Here is a 19,817-nt window from a genome sequence, read left to right as displayed (position 1 = left end):
GTGAAATGAGTTATGACAAATGCTGCTACGCTTGAAAAGTATGAACACATCATTTCAAAGCTCATTCATCAAATGAAAGCTTTAAAACCAGCATTTCAAGAAAGTGTCGCGATTGGCATTGTGTCGATGGATAATTGGGAATGGCCTCAGGGCGTTGGATTGTTTGCTTTGTACGCCTATTATAAGGAGACAGGCAACTTAGCGATCAGAGATGAGCTCATACAATGGTTTGACAAGCGGATTGCTGAAGGCTTACCGGACAAGAATGTAAATACGATGTGTCCCATGCTGACGTTAAGTTATTTGGCTGAGGAAACAGGGAATAAGGCGTATGTGGCGCTTTGTAAAGAATGGGTCACATATGTGATGGAAGAAATGCCGAGAACGGATGAAGGCGGCCTTCAGCATTGTGTTACACGGAATCTGAACGAAGGTCAATTATGGGATGATACCTTGTATATGATCGTTTTGTTCGTAGCACGCATGGGTGTCCTGTTGCAAGATGATGCTTATTTCCAAGAGAGTATCCGACAGTTCTTAGTCCATCTCAAATATTTAACCGATGTGAAGACGGGGTTGTTCTTTCACGGTTGGACATTTATCGGGCACCATCATTATGCGCAAGCCTTATGGGCACGTGGCAATTCTTGGTATACAGCAGGACTGGTAGATTATCTGGATATCGCTCCGCTGCCAACGGGTGTAAGCCAGTTCCTGATCTCGTCACTCGAACGACAGGTGAGAACACTGGCCACACTTCAACATGAAAGCGGCCTATGGCATACCCTATTGGATCAGCCTGATTCGTATTTGGAAACATCGGCTTCTTCTGCGTTTGCCTATGGCATCTTGAAGGCAGTACGGAAAGGTTTTATTGATGAGCGTTATCGCGCTGTGGGACTGAAAGCACTGGAAGGTGTCATAAGCAAAATTGATGATGAAGGAATTGTCCATGGTGTTTCTTACGGTACAGGCTTAAAGGATAACCTTGATTATTACCGCAACATCAAACAATGTCCGATGCCGTATGGGCAGTCCATGGCATTGATGCTTATGGTGGAAGCATGTAAATAAATCATACGAATGATCGTCGGTGGTCCATGCAACTGAGCATGGGCCTCTTCATATGCCTGACATCTATATTTGAATAGCGAGTTTAGGTAATGAGGGTAATCAGTTTCGATTTTGAAGGTGCATTCACGATTATGATGATGCTTATTTTCCGTAATTTGTATTAAATTGATGGAGAGTGCACGCACTCAATACGAATGAAAGGAGTTCAAAGATTAGATCGGATGCAAGGGTTCAAATGAGAATCAAGGGAGGATGTATTTATGCGAAAAGGTAAAAAAGTTGGAATTGTTATGCTATTAATGAGTTTGTTTCTTACCATGATTCCTTTTGCTGGTTATGCGGCAGACGCGAAACTGACGGTTGCGGCATCTGGAGTAACAGCGAGCGCGGATGATGGGAATGTGCCTGCCAATACGGTGGATGGAAACTTAACGACGCGTTGGTCAGCAAGCGGAGATGGGCAGTGGATTAAATATGATCTGGGCACGGTGAAAAAAGTATCTTACATTAAAATCGCTTTTATCAGTGGAGATACGAGAACCTCGACTTTTGATATTCAAACCTCTACAGATAATGTTACGTTTACGACGGCTCAGGCTAATGTGACCAGCAGCTTGAATACGAGCCTCCAAACCTTTAATTTCCCCGATGTAGATCCGGCTCGTTATGTGCGGATTGTGGGACACGGCAACTCTGCGAACTTATGGAATAGTTATACCGAGGTAGAAATTTACGGCGACACTTCTGCAAGCGCTTCCGTAGATACGAAGTTCTCCATCGCAGGAGCTTCCGTAACGGCGAGTAGCGATGATGGCAACGTGCCTGCTAACACAGTAGATGGCAACTTAACCACTCGTTGGTCAGCTAGCGGTAACGGACAATGGATTAAGTACGATTTAGGATCAAGCGTCAGGGTTGGTTATATCAAAATGGCTTTTGTAAGCGGAGATACGAGAACCTCCACTTTCGATATTCAAACGTCCACCGATAATGTGAATTTCACGACGGTTCAGGCAAATGTGACGAGCAGTTTGAATACAAGCCTCCAAACTTTCGACTTTACGGATGTAGCGTCAGCTCGTTATGTGCGAATTGTTGGTCATGGTAACTCTGCTAACTTATGGAACAGTTATACCGAGGTCGAAATTTATGGTGATGCCCCAGTGATACCGGGTGTGTCTGTTTCCACTTCCGCACAGTTAGCAACTGCCTTAAGTAATGCGAGCGCAGGTACGACAATCGTTCTAGCCAATGGGACTTACTCGCAAACAGGACCTTTTGTACTAAGTAACAAAAATGGCACAGCGAGTAACCCAATCACGATCAAGGCAGCTAATTCAGGTCAGGCAATCATTTCTGGCGGTGCCTCTCTGCAAATTCAAAATTCTTCGAATGTCGTTATCGAAGGATTAAAGTTCACAAATTTAGGAAACACAGCACTGCTGCTAGATGGTTCTAATAACATTCGAGTAACTCGAAATCGATTTGCCCTACAAGCAACAGGAGGAACCCTCATCTGGCTGCAGGTTAGTGGCGTTAATAGCCATCATAATCGCATTGACCATAATGATTTTGGTCCGAAGAGCGACACGGATCCGCTAATTGCCTATCAAGGTGACGGAAATGGAAACATCTCTCAGTATGATGTTATTGAATATAATTATTTTCATGACGTAGGGCCATGGGTCGCGAATGGCAAGGAAACAATACGTCTCGGCTTATCAGGAATATCACTGTCCAATGGGTATAATACGATCCAGTACAATCTGTTTGAAAACTGCGATGGTGAACCCGAAATCGTTTCTGTAAAAAGCAGTAATAATACGGTTCGCTACAATACCTTCAAAACGTCCAAGGGTGGACTCACCTCAAGACATGGACATAGCAACTCCTTTTACGGCAATTATTTCCTCGGTGATGGAGTAGAATCGGAACAAGCAGGAATCCGCATTTATGGCAATGATCATAAGATCTACAACAACTACATGGAGAATCTGACGGCTAACGCAATTATTCTTGATAATGCTGATTATGATGGTGGTACAGGTGGCTATCCTTCCAACCCATCAGCGGATGACTTGAAAGCGCAATGGAAAATCTACCGAGCACAAGTCGTCAACAATACGATTGTGAACAGCACGACGGGCATCATCGTTGGTTCAGGTAAACCCTTAGCTCCACAGGACAGCAGAGTGGCTAATAATATCGTAAAAAATTCTACAGGGACTCTATATTATGAAGTTGGCACCACCAACACGGTATTTGAGGGGAACATAGGGAACGGCAGCACAGTAAGCAACAATGGTTCAAGGACTACGGCTCAAATATGGGCAACAAACCCGTTACTCACGACGTTAAACGGATTGCAAAAGTTGTCATCCACAAGTCCGGCAATCAATGCAGCAGTAGGAAGCTATTCGTATGTGACAGAGGATATGGATGGAGAAACACGTTCCTCCAATGACATTGGAGCGGATGAGCGCTCTTCAAGCACTTCCTTTGGGAAACATCCACTGGCAGCTTCAGAGGTTGGACCTAGCGCACCATAAGTTCGTTTAAAGAGAGTTATCCATCAAGAGCGCAACAGCTTGGCTGTGCGTTCTTGATTTATTTTGTAATCGCTATCATTTTCATGGCGTACAGGCAGGATAATAGGTGAGAAGGGAGAATAGTATTCTTGTGTTTGCGTTACTTCCGAGCTTTTGCGATCTTAGACACTGTTTATGAATGGGACTAACTCAGCATAACTACTGTGTGAGGGGAAGAAGAGAAGATGGCAGGAAATAAAGCAGTTGTTTACAGCAAACCAGGAAGTGTTGAAATTCGTGACACCGATTATCCAGAATTAGTACTAAAAGATGGACCTGGCGTTAATCCTTTGAATGTCGGTAGAAAATGTGAGCATGGTGTTATTCTTAAAGTCGTAACGACCAACATTTGCGGCAGTGATCAGCATATGGTAAGGGGGCGTACAACCGCACCCTCAGGGCTTATTCTAGGTCATGAAATTACGGGGGAAGTCATTGAAGTAGGTCGTGATGTCGAGTTTATCAAAAAGGGAGACCTTGTTTCCGTACCTTTTAATATTGCCTGTGGTCGATGCCGTAGTTGTAGAGAGCGGAATACCAATGTTTGCTTGAATGTAAATCCAGATCGTCCAGGTTCTGCTTATGGTTATGTGGATATGGGTGGATGGGTTGGTGGACAATCCGAATATGTGATGGTTCCTTATGCCGATTTTCAGCTGCTGAAATTCCCGGACAAAGAGAAAGCGATGGAGAAAATTCTAGATTTGACGATGCTTTCTGATATTTTCCCAACAGGTTATCATGGCGCTGTTAGTGCAGGCGTTCGTCCAGGCTCGACCGTATACGTAGCTGGGGCGGGTCCAGTTGGTCTTGCTGCTGCGCATTCTGCACAGTTGCTAGGGGCTGCGGTTGTCATTGTTGGGGATCTGAATGCAGAGCGCTTAGCACAAGCCAAAAGCTTTGGCTGCGAAACCGTTAATCTGCGTGAGAATGCGGATCTAGCCGGGCAAATCGACCAGATTCTGGGCTCTCCTGAAGTGGACTCCGCGATTGATTGCGTAGGCTTTGAAGCCCATGGTCATGGCAAAGCGCATGGTGAAGCACCAGCAACCGTGCTCAATTCCATTATGGAAGTTACGCGTGCAGGAGGCAGCTTGGGGATTCCGGGACTCTATGTCACAGGGGACCCTGGTGCAGTGGATGAAGATTCTAAAATCGGTACGTTGAAAATTCGTTTTGGTTTGGGCTGGGCGAAATCACATACATTCGTCACGGGACAAACACCGGTTATGAAATATAACCGAGATCTGATGATGGCGATTCTTAGTGGCAAAGCACAGATTGCCAAGGCGGTCAACGCGACTCTCATTTCTTTGGCCGAGGCGCCTCAAGCGTATCAAGAATTTGATCGTGGTGTTTCTCGCAAGTTCGTCATTGATCCACATGGACTTGTAAAATAATTTCATATTTTTTATTTCGAGGCTGTCCTACATATGGGGCAGCCTCTTTGCGATGCTAACTATTTCACATATTCATTGTCATTTGTATATGGCCCTGAATAACATGTTATAGATGCCTAAGCCTACGGGATATAAGAAGAAAGGATATGATCGTTAACAAATGAAAAGGACATATAAGGTCAATGAGATTGCGCGTTTAATCAAAAGAACGCAAGGAACAGTCGTGGAATGGTCCAAACAATTTGCTGATTTTCTTCCGTCCACCACTGTTGGAGGAGGCTTAAGATATACAGAAGAAGTAGTCGAAATATTTCGAGTTATTGCAAAAATGAAAGATGCCAATAAATCACATAAGATGATTAGCGAACATTTACAGGAAATGTCCCAGAAAGGTATTCGTACGCCTAGTGGTGGAGAGATACCTGTTACTTCTTCAGCAGTGAGTGTTCCAGAATTGAACGAACCACTTGTAGACAACAAAGTTAACCCAATTGTAAGTAGTGAGATTTTGGAATTACGTAACCTGGTACAGTTATTAACGCAAAAAATAGAAGCAATTAAAACACCAAGGCGTATAAACGAAGTAGTAGATGATAGTCAATTGGTTGGTATATCTTCTATTGCAAGTGGTAGACAAGTCGCGCCAACTAAAAATGACGTCAACGTTCTGTTCGATGAGCTTACGAATGAAGTCGCAGAACTTCGCAATATTGTTCTTACATTTATGGAAAAGATGATCGAAGTCACGAAGGACGCTAATCAGGATGAACGGATTACAAAAATAGCTGAATCCTTAAATCTTCAATTTAATGGCATTTCTGAAGAAGTTGCAGAACTGCGTAATATCATCAAGATTTTTACTTGCAAGGTAGCTGAGGTCATTGAACAAGATGACAGCAGCGAAGTTGCCGCTCACATTGATGTACTCAACATACAATATAAGAGTGTTTCAGAGCAAGTTAATGAACTGCAGCATGTCCTCTATACCGTTCAGCCTAAGCTGATAGAAACACTGGAGCACGATCTCAAGGGTGAATTACTCGCAGGAACAACGAAGCTGCAAGATCAGCAAAATGAAAGCTTCACGAAGTTAGAAGATGAGCTCCAAGAGCTCAATACCGTTCAGCTCAAGATGACAGAAGCTCTGGAGCAAAGTCTCAGAGGAGAAATAATTGCATCATCCAATGAGTTACAGAAGAAGTTTCATGAAAGTGTCTCGTCATTGGAGCAAGAACTCCATGAGTTCTATACGGTTCAGCCAAAGCTGAGAGAATTGCTAGAGCAAAATCTCAGAGGTGAAATGCAGGCAACGACAAATGAGTTACAGAAGCAGCTGCATGATAGTGTCTTGACGTTGGAACAAGAGCTCCAAGAGCTCAGTACTGTTCAGCCTCAAAGGACAGAAGCTCTCGTACAAAACCTCAGAGACGAAATTCTTGCATCGGCAAGTGAGTTGCAGAAGCAGCAACAAGAAAGTGTCTTGTGGTTGGAGCAAGAACTCCAAGAGCTCTCGACTGTTCAGTCCAAGTTGACAGAAGCTCTGGAGCAGAATCTCAGAGGTGCCATTCAGGCAACAACAAGTGAGATAGAGAATCAACTTCAAGAAAGTGTCTCCAGATTGGAACAAGAGCTCCAAGAAGTCACTATGATTCAGCCCAAGTTGACAGAAGCTCTGGAGCAAAACCTCAGGAGTGACACGCAGGCCACGTCAATTGAGTTAAAGAATCAACTTCAAGAAAGTATCTCGAAGATGGAACAAGAACTCTGTACCATTCAACCCAAGATCACAGAAGTGTTGGAGCAAAATCTTAGGAATGAGATGCATGCAGTGACCTATGAATTACGTAAGCAACATAAGGAAAGTATCACAGAATTAGAGCAAGAAATGCGTAATAATTACGCTATCAATACGCAGAAATTAAATGAGCTAATCGATGAAGCAGTTAGCAAACAAGTCGTTTCAAATGAAGAATTACTGAACAATCGATTTGACACGATATCGATACAGTTGTCTTCCCAACAACGTTTGCTTGATAAACTTGCCAAATTTTTAGGCATTTAAGTAAGGAAGACATATAGAAAGCCACACGTACTGTGTGGCTTATTTTGAAAGATAAGGTTTTATATGTTTGGGGTTTACGAGAATCACGTTAGGGGTGTTGTGAAAGCGCCCCCCTTTCAAAAAAAAATGGGTAGTAGTAAGACTTCGATTAGGTTAACCGTTGCTGTTGGGATAAGAGCAGATGAGGGGGGAACCAGTTGTGATGCAAGGTTAGCTTTCATTTTTTCTGAGTTACGGACAGGAGGGCCGTTATTTAATAAGAAAAGCAGGGAGTCCAAGTGCTAACGGACGCCACGGAGGTTATGTAGTCCCTTGCCATACATGTTGCCACACAAAACAGTCAATAACGCCTATGGTGTCCATTAAAAATCAAAACGGCCTCATTTTTAGCTATTAGAGGCTATCATGTCCGTTAGAAAATTCAACCCTCCTCTTTTTGCGATACTCTTTAGGTTTGGGAAGAATATGCTCGCCTGTTTATCTTGAAACATGGACAACCCTCCCTATACACATCAGATTGGGTAATTACTAAGGACCTGAGGCAGAGCCTCAGGTTTATTTTGTGATCTATTACGATGTCTTGGTTGCGGGGTAAAGGAGCACGTTGCTGAGATAGGGAACCACGTTCCTCAATTTCAGCGTTGTGCAGAGATATCTAACACCTGAGCGAGGAACCTCCTTATTTTACCAATTAATATGATACAATAGATCTTAATACGTAGTACTTTAATAATTAGGGAGTGTGAAAAATGTGGGCATTATTTTAAGTAAAGTCGGAGGCATTTTTATTCCTGTGAGTAACATTAGAGACGCAAGAGAATGGTATTGCGGTATTCTTGGATTGGAACCTACATTTGATATTATCGCTGACCATCTTTGTTGCATACCATTGGATAATAATGGGTCAAATCTTATTTTGGACAGCAAAATATTTCATGTGGATGCTACATATAGAAATCCTGCGTTCCATTTTAACACGGATGATATACAGCAGGCTTATCAATTCATGAAAGACCGTAATGTTGAAATCGTCACGGGTATCGAACATGGACATTGGTTTAATTTTAAGGATCCAGATGGTAACTTGTTGATGATTTGCAAATGTTGAGCGGGAGAAGTTCTATGATAACCTAACAGGGTAAAAATGGAATAAATTCAAATTTTAATATATAATTAAATGTAGATCAGCTATGGGAGGGGCGCTAAACATGTTGCAACAAATATCTGACTACGTTTTTATGGGCTCGCTAGGTTTCTTGGTGGTAATGCTTATGTTTTTTTCCCCCGGAAGTGGCGGCAGGTCGAATTATATGAATACTTGGAATGCTACAGGCGCAATAACAGACTTACAAAGAAATCACGATCCTACAAAAATGGTAGTTGCTCAACACAACTGGTTAGGTAGACTTCTCAAATCATATCTGTTCTGGCTTCCGGTCGCAGGGATGATTACTTCGGTTATACTCTCTAAAATGTAGTTAACCTCTAATATTTACATCACCATATAGAGATAAAGATCAGCCGCCAAATCAGGTGGCTTTTTTCATCTACTAGTAAGCGCGGCGACTGGCATTACCTAGCTCTGAGGTATACGACATGGTAAAATGGTTGCGTGTGCGGAATATCAGATTGATGGAGGAACGACCTGTGCAGGTGACCATTGGTAAAATTAGTGAAATTAATCGGTATCCCATAAAGTCATTCGCCGGTGAGCATTTGACATCATGTCAGATTGAAACCTATGGGATGCTAGGGGATCGGTTTGGAGCCTTTTATGATGAATCCAAATCGGGCTGGTGGCGATATGTTACGGCACGAAATATGCCTAACATGTTAACCTATCAAGCGAGTTATCTCAACGGAGATATCCAAATAAAAGCTGCTGATGGGCGATTATTCGGTTGGGATGACGCACTATTGAAAGAAATTCAAAGTCAAACGAAGACTCCCCTTACCATGTCGCGATTAAAAGAGCAGCATCCAGAACATCCACATCTGCTTTCCGTTGATGGTGCCAGCATACTTCTTATCACAGATGCTAGCTTAAGGAAACTCGAGCGTCTGCACGGTAAGGATTTGGACCAACGTCGCTTTCGTGGAAATTTCGTAGTCGCGTTAGATGACGATGCCTGCTCCGAAGGAGAATGGATAGCTCGACAGATTTCTATTGGCGAAGTACAATTGCAGGTAGACAGCTACTGTGAGCGATGTATGATGATTACGATAGATCCAGATTCACTGGATAAGGATCCTTCTGTACTCAAAAAAGTAAACGAAAGCTTTGACCTGCAGTTTGGTGTCTATGCTTCTGTCATTCAAACAGGTCAAATTCGACTCGGCGATACGGTCAAATTACTGTAATAAAGGATCAATTGAAACGGTTATGGATAGTCAAGTTTAAGTGAGGTATGCGCATGGAAAGAAAATATTGGGTCCCAGCACTAGAAAGAGCACAAGATGTTCTCCAATTAATTGCAGAGCAGCCTTCTAAACTTAGGTTAATGGACTTGAGCGGTGCAACGGGGATTAATAAGAGCACGATGTTTTCGCTTTTACATACGATGGAGACATTGAATTGGGTCATCCGAGAAAAAGGGGATACCTATGTGCTCGGCTCCTTTTTCGGTGTGATTGGCAACGCATATTTCTCTGGTATGTCGCTAGTGAAGTTATTTGAGGAGAAAGCTGCTCGCTCCGTGGAGCGGCTTGGTGAAACCTTTCAGTTGGCTAGATTGGAGAAAGGCGAGCTCGTGTATTTAGCCAAAAAAGAGGCGCCAACGCCAGTTCGTCTCATCTCTGAGCCTGGCATGCGTATGCTTGCCTACGCGACGGCGATGGGTAAAGTATTACTGTCTGCTTTGGAGGATGCTCAAGTGCTCGCCTTGTACGAAGAAGGAAGCTATCAAGCTTTTACTCCGAATACGGTTCGAAGCGGAGAAGAACTGTTGGAACAGCTTCGAATGGTAAGAAAACAAGGATATGCGATGGATCAAGAAGAAATCGTGCTCGGCTTTTACTGCTTCGCCATGCCGATTGCTGATCGGAACGGTAATTGGATAGCGGCTGTTAGTTGCTCGATGCCCATACATCAATGGATACAGAAACAAGATTTGGCGAGAGAAGAGATTCAGATCCTCGCACATGCGTTGTCGGCAACCGTGCCACTGTAGCCACCAAGACGAAGTTTCAGGTAAACCAGTTTAGATCCGGGCAACGGGTGGTATCTGGTTTATTTGGCGTTGACGCGATTGACGTCGGATGATAGACTTAGTCTATGATATTTTATAAACTAAGTTTATTATAATAAACTAAGAGGTGAAACCAGATGAGATTACATCAGAAAGTAATTCTAATTACAGGCGCAGGATCAGGCATCGGGCGAAGCACAGCACTACTTTTTGGAAAAGAAGGAGCACATGTGATCGTCAATGATTTGGATGCGGTCAAAGGTGAGGAAACAGCCTCCGAAATTCAAGCTAATGGTGGGGATGCGCTCTTCCTACAAGCCGATGTGACGGATCCGGATTCCGTAAAGACGATGGTAGACCGAGCAATCGAAGCGTATGGACGAATTGATGTGCTTTTTAATAATGCAGGAATTAGCGGTGTTGGCGCCCTACATGAGTTAGAGCCGGACCAATGGGATCGTGTCATTCGTGTGAATATTCGCGGCGTATTCTTGCCGTCCAAATATGTTATTCCCCATATGATGGAAAAGCGCAGTGGATCCATTATCAATATGTCCTCTTGCGTTGCTGAGATTGGGTTAGCTAGACGTGCATCCTATGCAGCTACCAAAGGAGCAGTACTGGCATTGACGAAATCCATGCAGGTCGATTATGCCCCTTACCAAATTCGGGTAAATGCGCTGTTGCCTGGTACGATTTTAACACCATTTGTTGAGAATTATTTAAAAACATCTTATGATGATCCTGAGGCAGCTATCGCCTCACTGAAAAGTAGACAACTTAGCGATGAGCTCGGAACGCCAGAGGATGTTGCGCAAGCTGCCCTATTCCTAGCATCAGATGATTCCAAATTCATGATGGGTTCACCTTTATACATTGATGGTGGCGCGGTATTCGGTAAGAATGCATAAGTAAAGATCAGCATTTGCAATTATTCGCAGAGAGAGGATGTTCATTTTGAAACTAGTTACGATTGACCACTCCGGTAGTAGACATCTTGGTGTGAAGTTGGACAACAACGTATTCGATATTACAGCAGCATTGAAAGCGTTCCCTGAGGACGGAATTCCAACTGACATCATGTCGGTCATTGCGAACTCTGAAACGGTGATTCCTGGGCTTGAACGTTATATAGCAAGAGTTCTTGAAGGGGCGACGGCGAAAAGTGCCTACCTGTTAGATGAATCTCAAGTAAGCTACGGTCCCTGTGTCACCAATCCGGGTAAAATTATATGCGTAGGCTTGAACTATCGCAAGCACGCTGAAGAAACGAATGCGGCCATTCCTCAGTATCCGATTTTGTTCAACAAGTTCAATAATACGATTGCCGCACCTGGCGATGATATTCCGCTTCCGAATCGTGTCACAAGTCAGGTTGATTATGAAGCTGAGCTTGTTATCGTCATCGGGAAACAGGCGAAATATGTGTCCAAGGAGCAGGCATTAAGCCATGTGTTTGGATATTGCAACGTGAATGATTTATCGGCACGTGATTTGCAAATGCGTACACAACAATGGCTGCTGGGGAAATCCTGTGATAAATTCAGTCCACTGGGTCCGTATTTGGTAACGGCGGATGAAGTTGGTGATCCGAATCAGTTGACTATCACTTGCACGGTGAATGGCGAGACAAGACAGAGTTCGCATACATCGGACATGATTTTCCACTGTGATGAAATCGTCAGCTATATTTCCCAGCATATGACGTTGTCGCCTGGAGATATTATATTGACAGGAACGCCTGAGGGTGTTGTGCTCGGTAAGCCGGTAGATCAGCGTGTTTATTTGAAGCATGGCGATGTGGTAACGATTGAAATTGAGAAATTAGGTGCACTAACGAATCGTATGGTGGATGAGCAGGTATAGCTCTATACTAAATGAATACCGCTTAGTGAGAAGAAAAGGCAGCCTGCGGGTTGTCTTTTTTGTTTCAGCGAAAGGAGAAAAATGAATCAGATCCGTTTGCACACGGGGTATTTTCCATTTATACGAGATAGGGGGAAGACGTTGCCACAAGAAGGCTGGATTCATCAGGATCGGAATTCTTTAGGAAGAAACCGATGGAGATTTTTCTGGCGTGCAGTGAAGATGCTGAAAAGGCTGCGTGCCTCGTTTAACTGGAAAATGTACAGCTATTTTCATGATTTACGGCTGGGATTTACAAATAGATGGAAAAAGAGTAGTTAATTTTCGTGTATCGCCTACTTTAGCTGAAAACGTATGAATATAACTACATATTTTCCATCTAATCCATTTAAAAGGTGAATTATGGCGGATTTAACTGTATTATTTCCATCTATGTGGCTGATCTGATAACCTCCTGCATTTTAACGCAAAGGGGCTGTTCTACTGTCGGTATTGAAAGATTTGCTTGCTCGTGCAGAGATGACGTGGGAATAAGAGAGCTTATCCTTCAAGGTGTTCATATGTAACCTGCAATCGTTCTTTACGATAACGTTTAGGAGAGACACCTTTGATGCGCTTGAATTGTTTAATGAAATAGCTGGTATGATTAAAGCCCGTTTCCAAGGTGATTTGCGTGATACTTTTCGTCGGGTCGAGCAGTAATTGCTCGGCTCTTCGTATTTTGATAAACAGGACATATTGGGTGAATGAGGTATGCATGACCCCTTTGAAAAAGCTCGCGAATCGACTATAGCTCATCAGGCACAGCTTGGCTGCTTCCTCTGCTGTCATCGTGAGTCCGCTATCTTCGTTGATGGACACTAGGAGCTGGCGGAATGCGGCCATCTTATTCGTATCTTCACCTGCGTCATCGGTAAAAGTAGGGGAAAGACGTGTTCGCTGATAGCGCAGCAACCATAGAATCAACTTAAATATTGAGGACGAAACAGCAAGCTCGAAACCGAAAGCTTTCGATTGGTACTCCGAGTACATCTCCTCAATGAGCGTTTGGAGGACTAGCGTGTCTTGTACTGCTGGTGTAAGCCAAGTCGTCAAACCATGAAACGTCGCCGTATATGGTAAATAATACTGGAGCTCAAAGGCCAGCTGCGGCATGGGACTTAACATGTCAGGATCGAATCCGATGACATAATGCTTGGAGGGTTGAAGAGGTGAAACCGTGACGCTATGCACCTCACAAGGATGGATGAGAATGAACGCACCTTGTTCAGCTTCAAAGCTATGATTGCCTACTGTAATCGAGGCTTTACCAGATGCAATATAAATGATTTCCATATGATAATGCCAGTGCGAAGCAATCTGGTAACCCTCATGAAGCGTGATTTGGCACCCCACATAGAAGGGTCTGTCGATATCGGTTAAACCACTTTGGTTTTTATTTTGCTCAAAATAAGGCTGTAGAGACATAAGGGTTCATGCAGCTCCTTCATGTTCATTGTTGCAGGCGATATCGGCGGGGAGAGAGACCTGTTTCTTTCTTAAAAAGCGAGCAGAACTGTGTATCGTTGGAGAAACCACTCTCATTAGAAACGGCGGAAATGGAGAGATCCGTTTGTTTCAACAGTCGTTTGGCCAGTTCGAAGCGCTTGGACATCACGTATTGCATAGGTGAAAGACCATATTCTTCTTTAAATAGATGACGGAATCGATCATAGCTGTAGCCAACCAAATCTGCTAATAGGTCAACACTGATCTTCAGACTGACATTCTCATCGATGTAGTTTTTGGCATAAATGACCTTATCAACAGATGGCTCGGAGGTAGTGAATTCATCATAACGGAGGAGTTCAATAATTAATTCGCCAACTAGATGATTCAGCTTAGCCGTATAGAAAGAGCGTTTATTCTGCATTTCAATGATCATTTTTTGTAGCAAGGCAAGAATCGCTCCTTCCGATTGGTCGACATATAAACCTTCTCGAAGGGGATATTTGCCTAGCTCCGCTTGAAATCCGACAAATAGAACTTCACTGTCCGTCGTATGTTTCTCGTCATGCAGCGTATGTGGCTTAATTAACGTGAAGGTGTCATTGTGAAAGAGGTGAGTGTGCTCTCCAACTCGAGTTGAGCCACTTCCTTGTATGTAATAAACCAATTCATAGCACTGGTGTTTATGAGAATGAATCATCCCATTCTGAGGCCTTGTTGTTCGAAAAAGAAAATCCAAATGTCCATTCATCGCAGATGATCCTTCCACTTGAAATATATCATAGATAGCCGAATCGTATAAAAAGTAAGCCGATCTATGATAAAAATATACCATGAATTTAGGTAGAATATCTGTATATTCTCAATTGTAGAGTAAATATGTAAGCCAATTGATGATATAAAAGATGAGGAGTTGTCCTATGCAATATCCACTAATAACGGAAGAACAACGAATGGAACGATTGAATTCACGAACCGGCAAGATAAGAATGGTGCTCGATACGGATACCTTCAATGAAATTGATGACCAGTTCGCTGTTGTGTATGCTTTGAAATCGCCAGAAAGACTTCAAGTGGAAGCTTTCTATGCAGCACCTTTCTTTAATGAGCTGTCGACTGGGCCGAAGGATGGCATGGAGAAGAGTTATCACGAGCTGCACAAAATTCTAAATCTGATGGGGCGCACAGACATTCCTATTTACAAAGGGTCTGAGGCTTATCTACCAGATCCGGAAACTCCGGTGGAGAGCGATGCAGCCCGCAATTTGGTCGAACGTGCATTGGCTTCCTCGCCGGAGGATCCCTTGTACGTTGTCGCGATTGGCGCCATAACGAACGTGGCTTCCGCCATTCTTATGGAACCGCGCATTATCGAGAACATCGTTGTCGTTTGGTTAGGAGGGCATGCGCTCCACTGGCAACATACGCGGGAATTTAATTTGGAGCAAGATATTCCGGCAGTACGAATTATTTTGAATAGCGGTGTGCCACTCGTATTAATTCCTTGTATGGGCGTTGCCTCGCATCTACAAACAACGTTATCCGAGATGAAAGATTATGTGAAGGAAACTGGTGTGATTGGTGAGTATTTGTATGAGACTTTCCGACAAGTTCATCCTGATCATTTCGCTTACTCTCGTGTCATTTGGGATATTTCAACGATTGCCTATCTTGTGAATGAACGAAGCACACCGAGTGTACTTTTATCCAGTCCGATCGTATCCGATGAGGCTAGATGGAGCCAGGATCAATCACGGCATCTCATTCGCTATGTTCATTATATTGATCGTAATCACGTATTTCGAGATTTTTTCCAGAAGCTGAGCGGCTCAAACTAGTTGTTGATGGCATATTACGATTAAGTTGATTCTCGGCAAAAAAAAGGAATTCCTACCCAGTTGAACGAACCTATAAGGAAACTTTGTATACATTTTAATAGAAGAAGGGGTCTAACTGCATGAAGACAGTACGCATTGCTGTTGTAGGCAGCTTAAATATGGATTTAGTCGTATCCATGAGCCGAATGCCTAAGATTGGTGAAACTTTGCAAGGGGATGAGCTGCATACGATCCCTGGAGGCAAAGGGGCTAATCAAGCTGTCGGATGTGCGAAGCTAGGAGCCCAAGTTGCCATGATCGGGGCGGTGGGCCAAGACGGTTTCGGGGATGCGTTGCTAGCCCAAATGACCGCTCATGGCATTCACACAGAGGCCATTGTTCGCAGAGACGATTGTTCCACGGGCACGGCAACCATCTTACATACCAAGGATGACAATTGCATCGTCATTGTGTCAGGAGCGAATGGCAAAGTAACGCCTGAGCAAGTTCATCAGCATGCCCAGCTCATTCAAGAAGCGGATGCTTTGCTGGTGCAGCTCGAGATTCCGCTGCCTGCCGTGCAGGCAGCGCTTGAGATTGCGCGCGGAGCTGGCGTTCGCACCGTGCTCAATCCTGCGCCAGCGGTTGAACTGCCAACTGAGTTGCTGCAGCTCGTTGATTTCATCACACCGAATGAAACAGAATTTGAGCTGCTCAGCGGGGCTGCTTATGCGAACGAGCTTGAGCTGCTGGCTGGCATGCAGCAATGGGAAGCTACGGGACCTCGGTTGTTGCTCACGCGAGGTGAGAAAGGCGTAGCTATGCTGGTATCGGGGAACCTGACCACGATTCCAGCACCTCGCGTCCAAGTTGTGGATACCACGGGTGCAGGAGATGCGTGTAACGCAGCTTTCACCGTCGCTCTTGCTCAAGGCAAAGAGGTGCTTGAAGCAGCGACGATTGCTGTTAAGGCGGCCTCGTTGTCAGTGACGCGCTTTGGTGCACAAGCGGGAATGCCGCTGCTTGCGGAATTAAGCTAGTCAATAGGAGGCTCGGCACGTGATTCTCACGGCCGGGCTTTTTGCTTTAGTCAGGTGAACGGATCAGAAGGGACATAGGTGGTGCGCTAATCGCCACTTTAGTCCGATTTTTCCGAATTAAACGGAGGATTCCTCTCCCAAAAGGAGCAATAGTCCGATTCTGCCGAACTATTTCTCTTTTTTTCATGTGAAAGGGGTGTTTGCAGCGAATTAGTTGGGTTATTTAGGACTAAAGTTGATTTCATGATGCGGACTGAGAGTTTAGTTCGGTAATTTCGGACTATTGGCTGCGGGGGGGGGGGGTATTCCACATTGAAATCGTCTTGCCTATGTCATGATTTCAATTTAAAGACACAATAACGATTTGTCTTTTATTCATGAACAGCGGTATACTTGATCATATTGATGATGCAAAGGAGCCGTCACACATGGATATTCCGAATCGAATTGCCATTGGGATATTAGGGCCAGAGGCTCTTGTGAATAAAGTATTGAGTGTGATTGCGACGTCCTTCCCGTCCTTCGAGCCTATCGCACGCGCATGTTCGGCCGAAACGGCGTCAGAGATTGCCGAGCAGCTGCTGTTAGAGGTTGAAGTGCTGCTAGTAACAGGCCCGACACTCTATCGACGTGTAAAAGAGAATGTGCTCACGCACTTGCCTGTTCATATGATCCCGTTGACTGATACCGGGCTATTTAGTGCGTTGTATCGGCTACGCAGTAAGCCGCAGCTTCATGAGGTGGATGCGATTTTTAGTATTGATTCTTTTACATCTTCAACGTTAAGTAGGCATGTCAAAGAAATCGGTGAAACACCTGCTAGCTTTCTAATCTATGATGGCGTACCGTACCCGCAAGTGGAGATGATGACGCAATTCCATGAGGAGGCCTTCCTCAGGGGAGCAACGAAAGCGGCGCTAACCACAGATATTCAGGTCGCTGACGCGCTTAACAAGCAGGGGATTCCGTGTGAGTGGATTACACCGACTGATCAGAACATAACAGTGGCATTGGAACGTGCACTCCTCTCGACGGAAACACGGCGCAGCAAAGAAGCGCAGATCCTAGTTGGCATGATCAATGTGGATGAATTCGGCAAAAAGCTGCAGCAGCAAAGTACAGAGCATGATATTCAGCGCTTCAAGCTGGAAGTTCATAGAAAACTGATCGACTATGTGGAGTCGTTGGATGGTTATTTAACACATCTTGGCGCTGATGAGTATTTGTTTTTTACGACACGGGGGATTTTCGAACGCGAAACGGTTGGCTATAAATCGGTTCCGCTTGCACGGGAAGTTTGGAAATCACTGGGTCTCTCTCTTAGTATGGGTATCGGCTTCGGTCGCAGTGCAAATGAAGCGGGTACGCATGCTCGCCTTGCGCTGCGCAGATGCAAAGAAGCCGGAGGCAATACCTGCTTCATCGTGCGGGAGGACAAGACGTTAATTGGCCCTCTGGAGATGGCTGACCCCCTCAGCAGAGACTTGTCGATGACAGATCCTGAGTTGCTGAAGAGTGCAGAAGATGCCGGGATGACATCGACGTATTTGAGTCGCCTCATGACGACTGTGGCACGGACAAGCAAGCTGGATTACGAAGTGCATGAGTTAGCGAGTATCCTTGGCGTAACTGTCAGAAGTACGCATCGGCTCTTGCTGCAATGGATGGATCACAACTTGATTTCCAGTGTAGGCTATGTGAAGGTGCCAAAAGGAAGACCGAAACAAACGTTTCGGCTTCACTTTCTGGAGAATTTGGCGGCTGATCCCAGCAGAGTCTAAGCTTTAGAAGATAAACCGTTCCAGCGCTGACTTCAGCCACATGGAGCGGTTTCTTTCTTTTTAGAACATGTAAGATTGTATTTGTTTAAAGGACTTGGGGGAGGCGATTCTTACCCCTTATCTATTAATGGCGAGATGATGTGTGGCTTGAGCACCAAGCGAATAGATGGATTTTCTCCAGCTAAATTTCGGGATAGCTTGATAAAACGCAGAATAGCTGGAAAACATACAGTTAATTTTGTGGATTTTAGCTGATCGGAACAAATGAGGCAGTTTTAACTACATGTTTTACAGTTAAATCTGGTTTTCAAGGAAATTACGCATAATTAGCTGTATATTTTACAGTTAATGGTATGCTCTCCCGCTCACCCTAGCGCCGCTCTCCCGAGTTCCGCTTATTAAAAGACAATATAAAGATTTGTCTTTTATGTTTGAGAGTCCGTATACTACAGTCAGGAAGCTTAAATATAGATCATGATGTGAGGAGATTACGAGAATGAGAACATTAGAAGATTTGGATAAAGTCATGTCAGCACCATCACCTGCTTTAATACAGTTTATGCAGGAATTAGAGGGAGATATTATGCTTCTGGGTGTCGGTGGGAAAATGGGACCGAGTCTAGCTAGGCTAGCGATGAATGCCATTCGGGCAGCAGGTGTGGATAAAAAGGTGTACGGCGTTTCGAGATTCTCCGAAGCTGGTCTGCAGGAAGAACTACAATCCTTTGGGGTAGAAACAATTGCTTGCGACCTGTTAAATGATGAGGCTCTTCAGGCATTGCCAGATGTTCCTAATGTGATTTACATGGCTGGCACGAAGTTTGGAACTACGGGTAAGGAGCATTTCACTTGGGTGATGAATGCCTACCTGCCAGGTCGCGTAGCTGAGAAATTTAGCAAGTCCCGTATCGTCGTATTCTCAACAGGTAATGTATATCCGTTCACACCGGTTACGTATGGCGGGGCGCATGAAGCCATTAGTCCAGCTCCAATCGGCGAATACGGACAGTCGTGTCTTGGCCGCGAGCGGATGTTCGAGCACTATAGTCACAAGAATGGAACGCCAGTTTTGATCTACCGTTTGAATTATGCCATTGATTTGCGCTATGGCGTTCTACTGGAAATTGCGAAGTCCTTGAAGGAAGGACGCGCCATCGATCTTTCCATGGGGCATTTCAATTGTATTTGGCAAGGGGATGCGAATGAAATCGCGATCCGATCTTTGTTGGCGACACAGAGTCCAGCGAATTTCTTGAATGTGACGGGGCCAGAGACCGTATCCGTGAAATATGCGGCACAGCAGCTGGGGCAAAGACTGGGTATTGAGCCTATCTTCAAAGGGCAAGAGTCAGAAACGGCATTGCTCAGCAACGCGGCGAAGAGTATGCAGCTATTTGGATACCCGCGCGTATCACTTCTCCAGATGCTGGATTGGGTTGCGGAGTGGATCGAGCATGGGGGCAGTATGATTAATAAACCTACTCATTTCCAAGAGCGAGAGGGGAAATTCTAA

At 44.5% G+C, this 19,817-nt stretch carries 16 protein-coding genes; 14 read left to right on the top strand and 2 right to left on the bottom strand.

Annotation, left to right across the window (positions count from 1 at the left end):
• The first annotated feature begins 12 nt into the window (after positions 1 to 12).
• The 10 genes from bglB to GC096_RS07210 all read left to right on the top strand — a co-directional run bounded on the left by bglB (position 13) and on the right by GC096_RS07210 (position 12,178).
• Entirely contained in the window at positions 13 to 1,074 is a 1,062-nt protein-coding gene (gene bglB, locus GC096_RS07255) for a beta-galactosidase BglB (RefSeq protein WP_171629577.1), read from the top strand.
• Between the two features lie 260 nt (positions 1,075 to 1,334).
• Positions 1,335 to 3,623, top strand: a complete 2,289-nt coding sequence (locus GC096_RS07250; RefSeq protein WP_246302626.1) for a chondroitinase-B domain-containing protein — start codon at positions 1,335 to 1,337, stop codon at positions 3,621 to 3,623.
• Positions 3,624 to 3,847: 224 nt separating this feature from the next.
• Positions 3,848 to 5,062: a formaldehyde dehydrogenase, glutathione-independent gene (fdhA, locus tag GC096_RS07245; protein WP_171629576.1), complete on the top strand. Its 1,215-nt coding sequence runs from the start codon at positions 3,848 to 3,850 to the stop codon at positions 5,060 to 5,062.
• Between the two features lie 160 nt (positions 5,063 to 5,222).
• Positions 5,223 to 7,124 carry a MerR family transcriptional regulator gene (locus tag GC096_RS07240; protein ID WP_171629575.1) on the top strand — a complete coding sequence of 634 codons (1,902 nt, stop codon included), beginning with the start codon at positions 5,223 to 5,225 and terminating at the stop codon, positions 7,122 to 7,124.
• A gap of 793 nt (positions 7,125 to 7,917) precedes the next feature.
• Positions 7,918 to 8,232 (top strand): VOC family protein, encoded by a 315-nt coding sequence (locus GC096_RS07235; RefSeq protein ID WP_312886213.1) that lies wholly within the window; start codon positions 7,918 to 7,920, stop codon positions 8,230 to 8,232.
• Positions 8,233 to 8,332: 100 nt separating this feature from the next.
• Positions 8,333 to 8,602 carry a hypothetical protein gene (locus GC096_RS07230; RefSeq protein WP_171629573.1) on the top strand — a complete coding sequence of 90 codons (270 nt, stop codon included), beginning with the start codon at positions 8,333 to 8,335 and terminating at the stop codon, positions 8,600 to 8,602.
• A gap of 118 nt (positions 8,603 to 8,720) precedes the next feature.
• Entirely contained in the window at positions 8,721 to 9,485 is a 765-nt protein-coding gene (locus GC096_RS07225; protein WP_246302625.1) for an MOSC domain-containing protein, read from the top strand.
• 53 nt (positions 9,486 to 9,538) lie between these two features.
• Positions 9,539 to 10,294, top strand: a complete 756-nt coding sequence (locus GC096_RS07220) for an IclR family transcriptional regulator (protein WP_171629572.1) — start codon at positions 9,539 to 9,541, stop codon at positions 10,292 to 10,294.
• Positions 10,295 to 10,449: 155 nt separating this feature from the next.
• Positions 10,450 to 11,223: an SDR family NAD(P)-dependent oxidoreductase gene (locus tag GC096_RS07215; protein WP_171629571.1), complete on the top strand. Its 774-nt coding sequence runs from the start codon at positions 10,450 to 10,452 to the stop codon at positions 11,221 to 11,223.
• 46 nt (positions 11,224 to 11,269) lie between these two features.
• Positions 11,270 to 12,178, top strand: coding sequence for a fumarylacetoacetate hydrolase family protein (locus GC096_RS07210; protein ID WP_246302624.1), 909 nt, complete (start codon positions 11,270 to 11,272; stop codon positions 12,176 to 12,178).
• 540 nt (positions 12,179 to 12,718) lie between these two features.
• Here GC096_RS07210 and GC096_RS07205 read toward each other — a convergent pair.
• Both GC096_RS07205 and GC096_RS07200 read right to left on the bottom strand, forming a co-directional pair.
• Entirely contained in the window at positions 12,719 to 13,645 is a 927-nt protein-coding gene (locus GC096_RS07205; RefSeq protein ID WP_171629569.1) for an AraC family transcriptional regulator, read from the bottom strand.
• Positions 13,646 to 13,670: 25 nt separating this feature from the next.
• A complete protein-coding gene (locus GC096_RS07200) occupies positions 13,671 to 14,417 on the bottom strand; it encodes a helix-turn-helix transcriptional regulator (RefSeq protein ID WP_171629568.1) in 747 nt (248 codons plus the stop codon).
• Positions 14,418 to 14,586: 169 nt separating this feature from the next.
• Between GC096_RS07200 and GC096_RS07195 the strand changes: the two genes are divergently transcribed.
• From GC096_RS07195 to GC096_RS07180, 4 genes are all read left to right on the top strand, one after another.
• Positions 14,587 to 15,504, top strand: coding sequence for a nucleoside hydrolase (locus GC096_RS07195; protein WP_171629567.1), 918 nt, complete (start codon positions 14,587 to 14,589; stop codon positions 15,502 to 15,504).
• Between the two features lie 119 nt (positions 15,505 to 15,623).
• Positions 15,624 to 16,523, top strand: a complete 900-nt coding sequence (gene rbsK, locus GC096_RS07190; protein ID WP_171629566.1) for a ribokinase — start codon at positions 15,624 to 15,626, stop codon at positions 16,521 to 16,523.
• Between the two features lie 428 nt (positions 16,524 to 16,951).
• Positions 16,952 to 18,304: a hypothetical protein gene (locus tag GC096_RS07185; protein WP_171629565.1), complete on the top strand. Its 1,353-nt coding sequence runs from the start codon at positions 16,952 to 16,954 to the stop codon at positions 18,302 to 18,304.
• Between the two features lie 496 nt (positions 18,305 to 18,800).
• A complete protein-coding gene (locus GC096_RS07180) occupies positions 18,801 to 19,817 on the top strand; it encodes an NAD-dependent epimerase/dehydratase family protein (protein WP_171629564.1) in 1,017 nt (338 codons plus the stop codon).

The organism is Paenibacillus plantarum, assembly GCF_013141695.1.
Taxonomy (GTDB): domain Bacteria; phylum Bacillota; class Bacilli; order Paenibacillales; family NBRC-103111; genus Paenibacillus_E; species Paenibacillus_E plantarum.
Note: the sequence above shows the minus strand (reverse complement) of the source record. Positions and strands in the feature narration are given on the sequence as shown.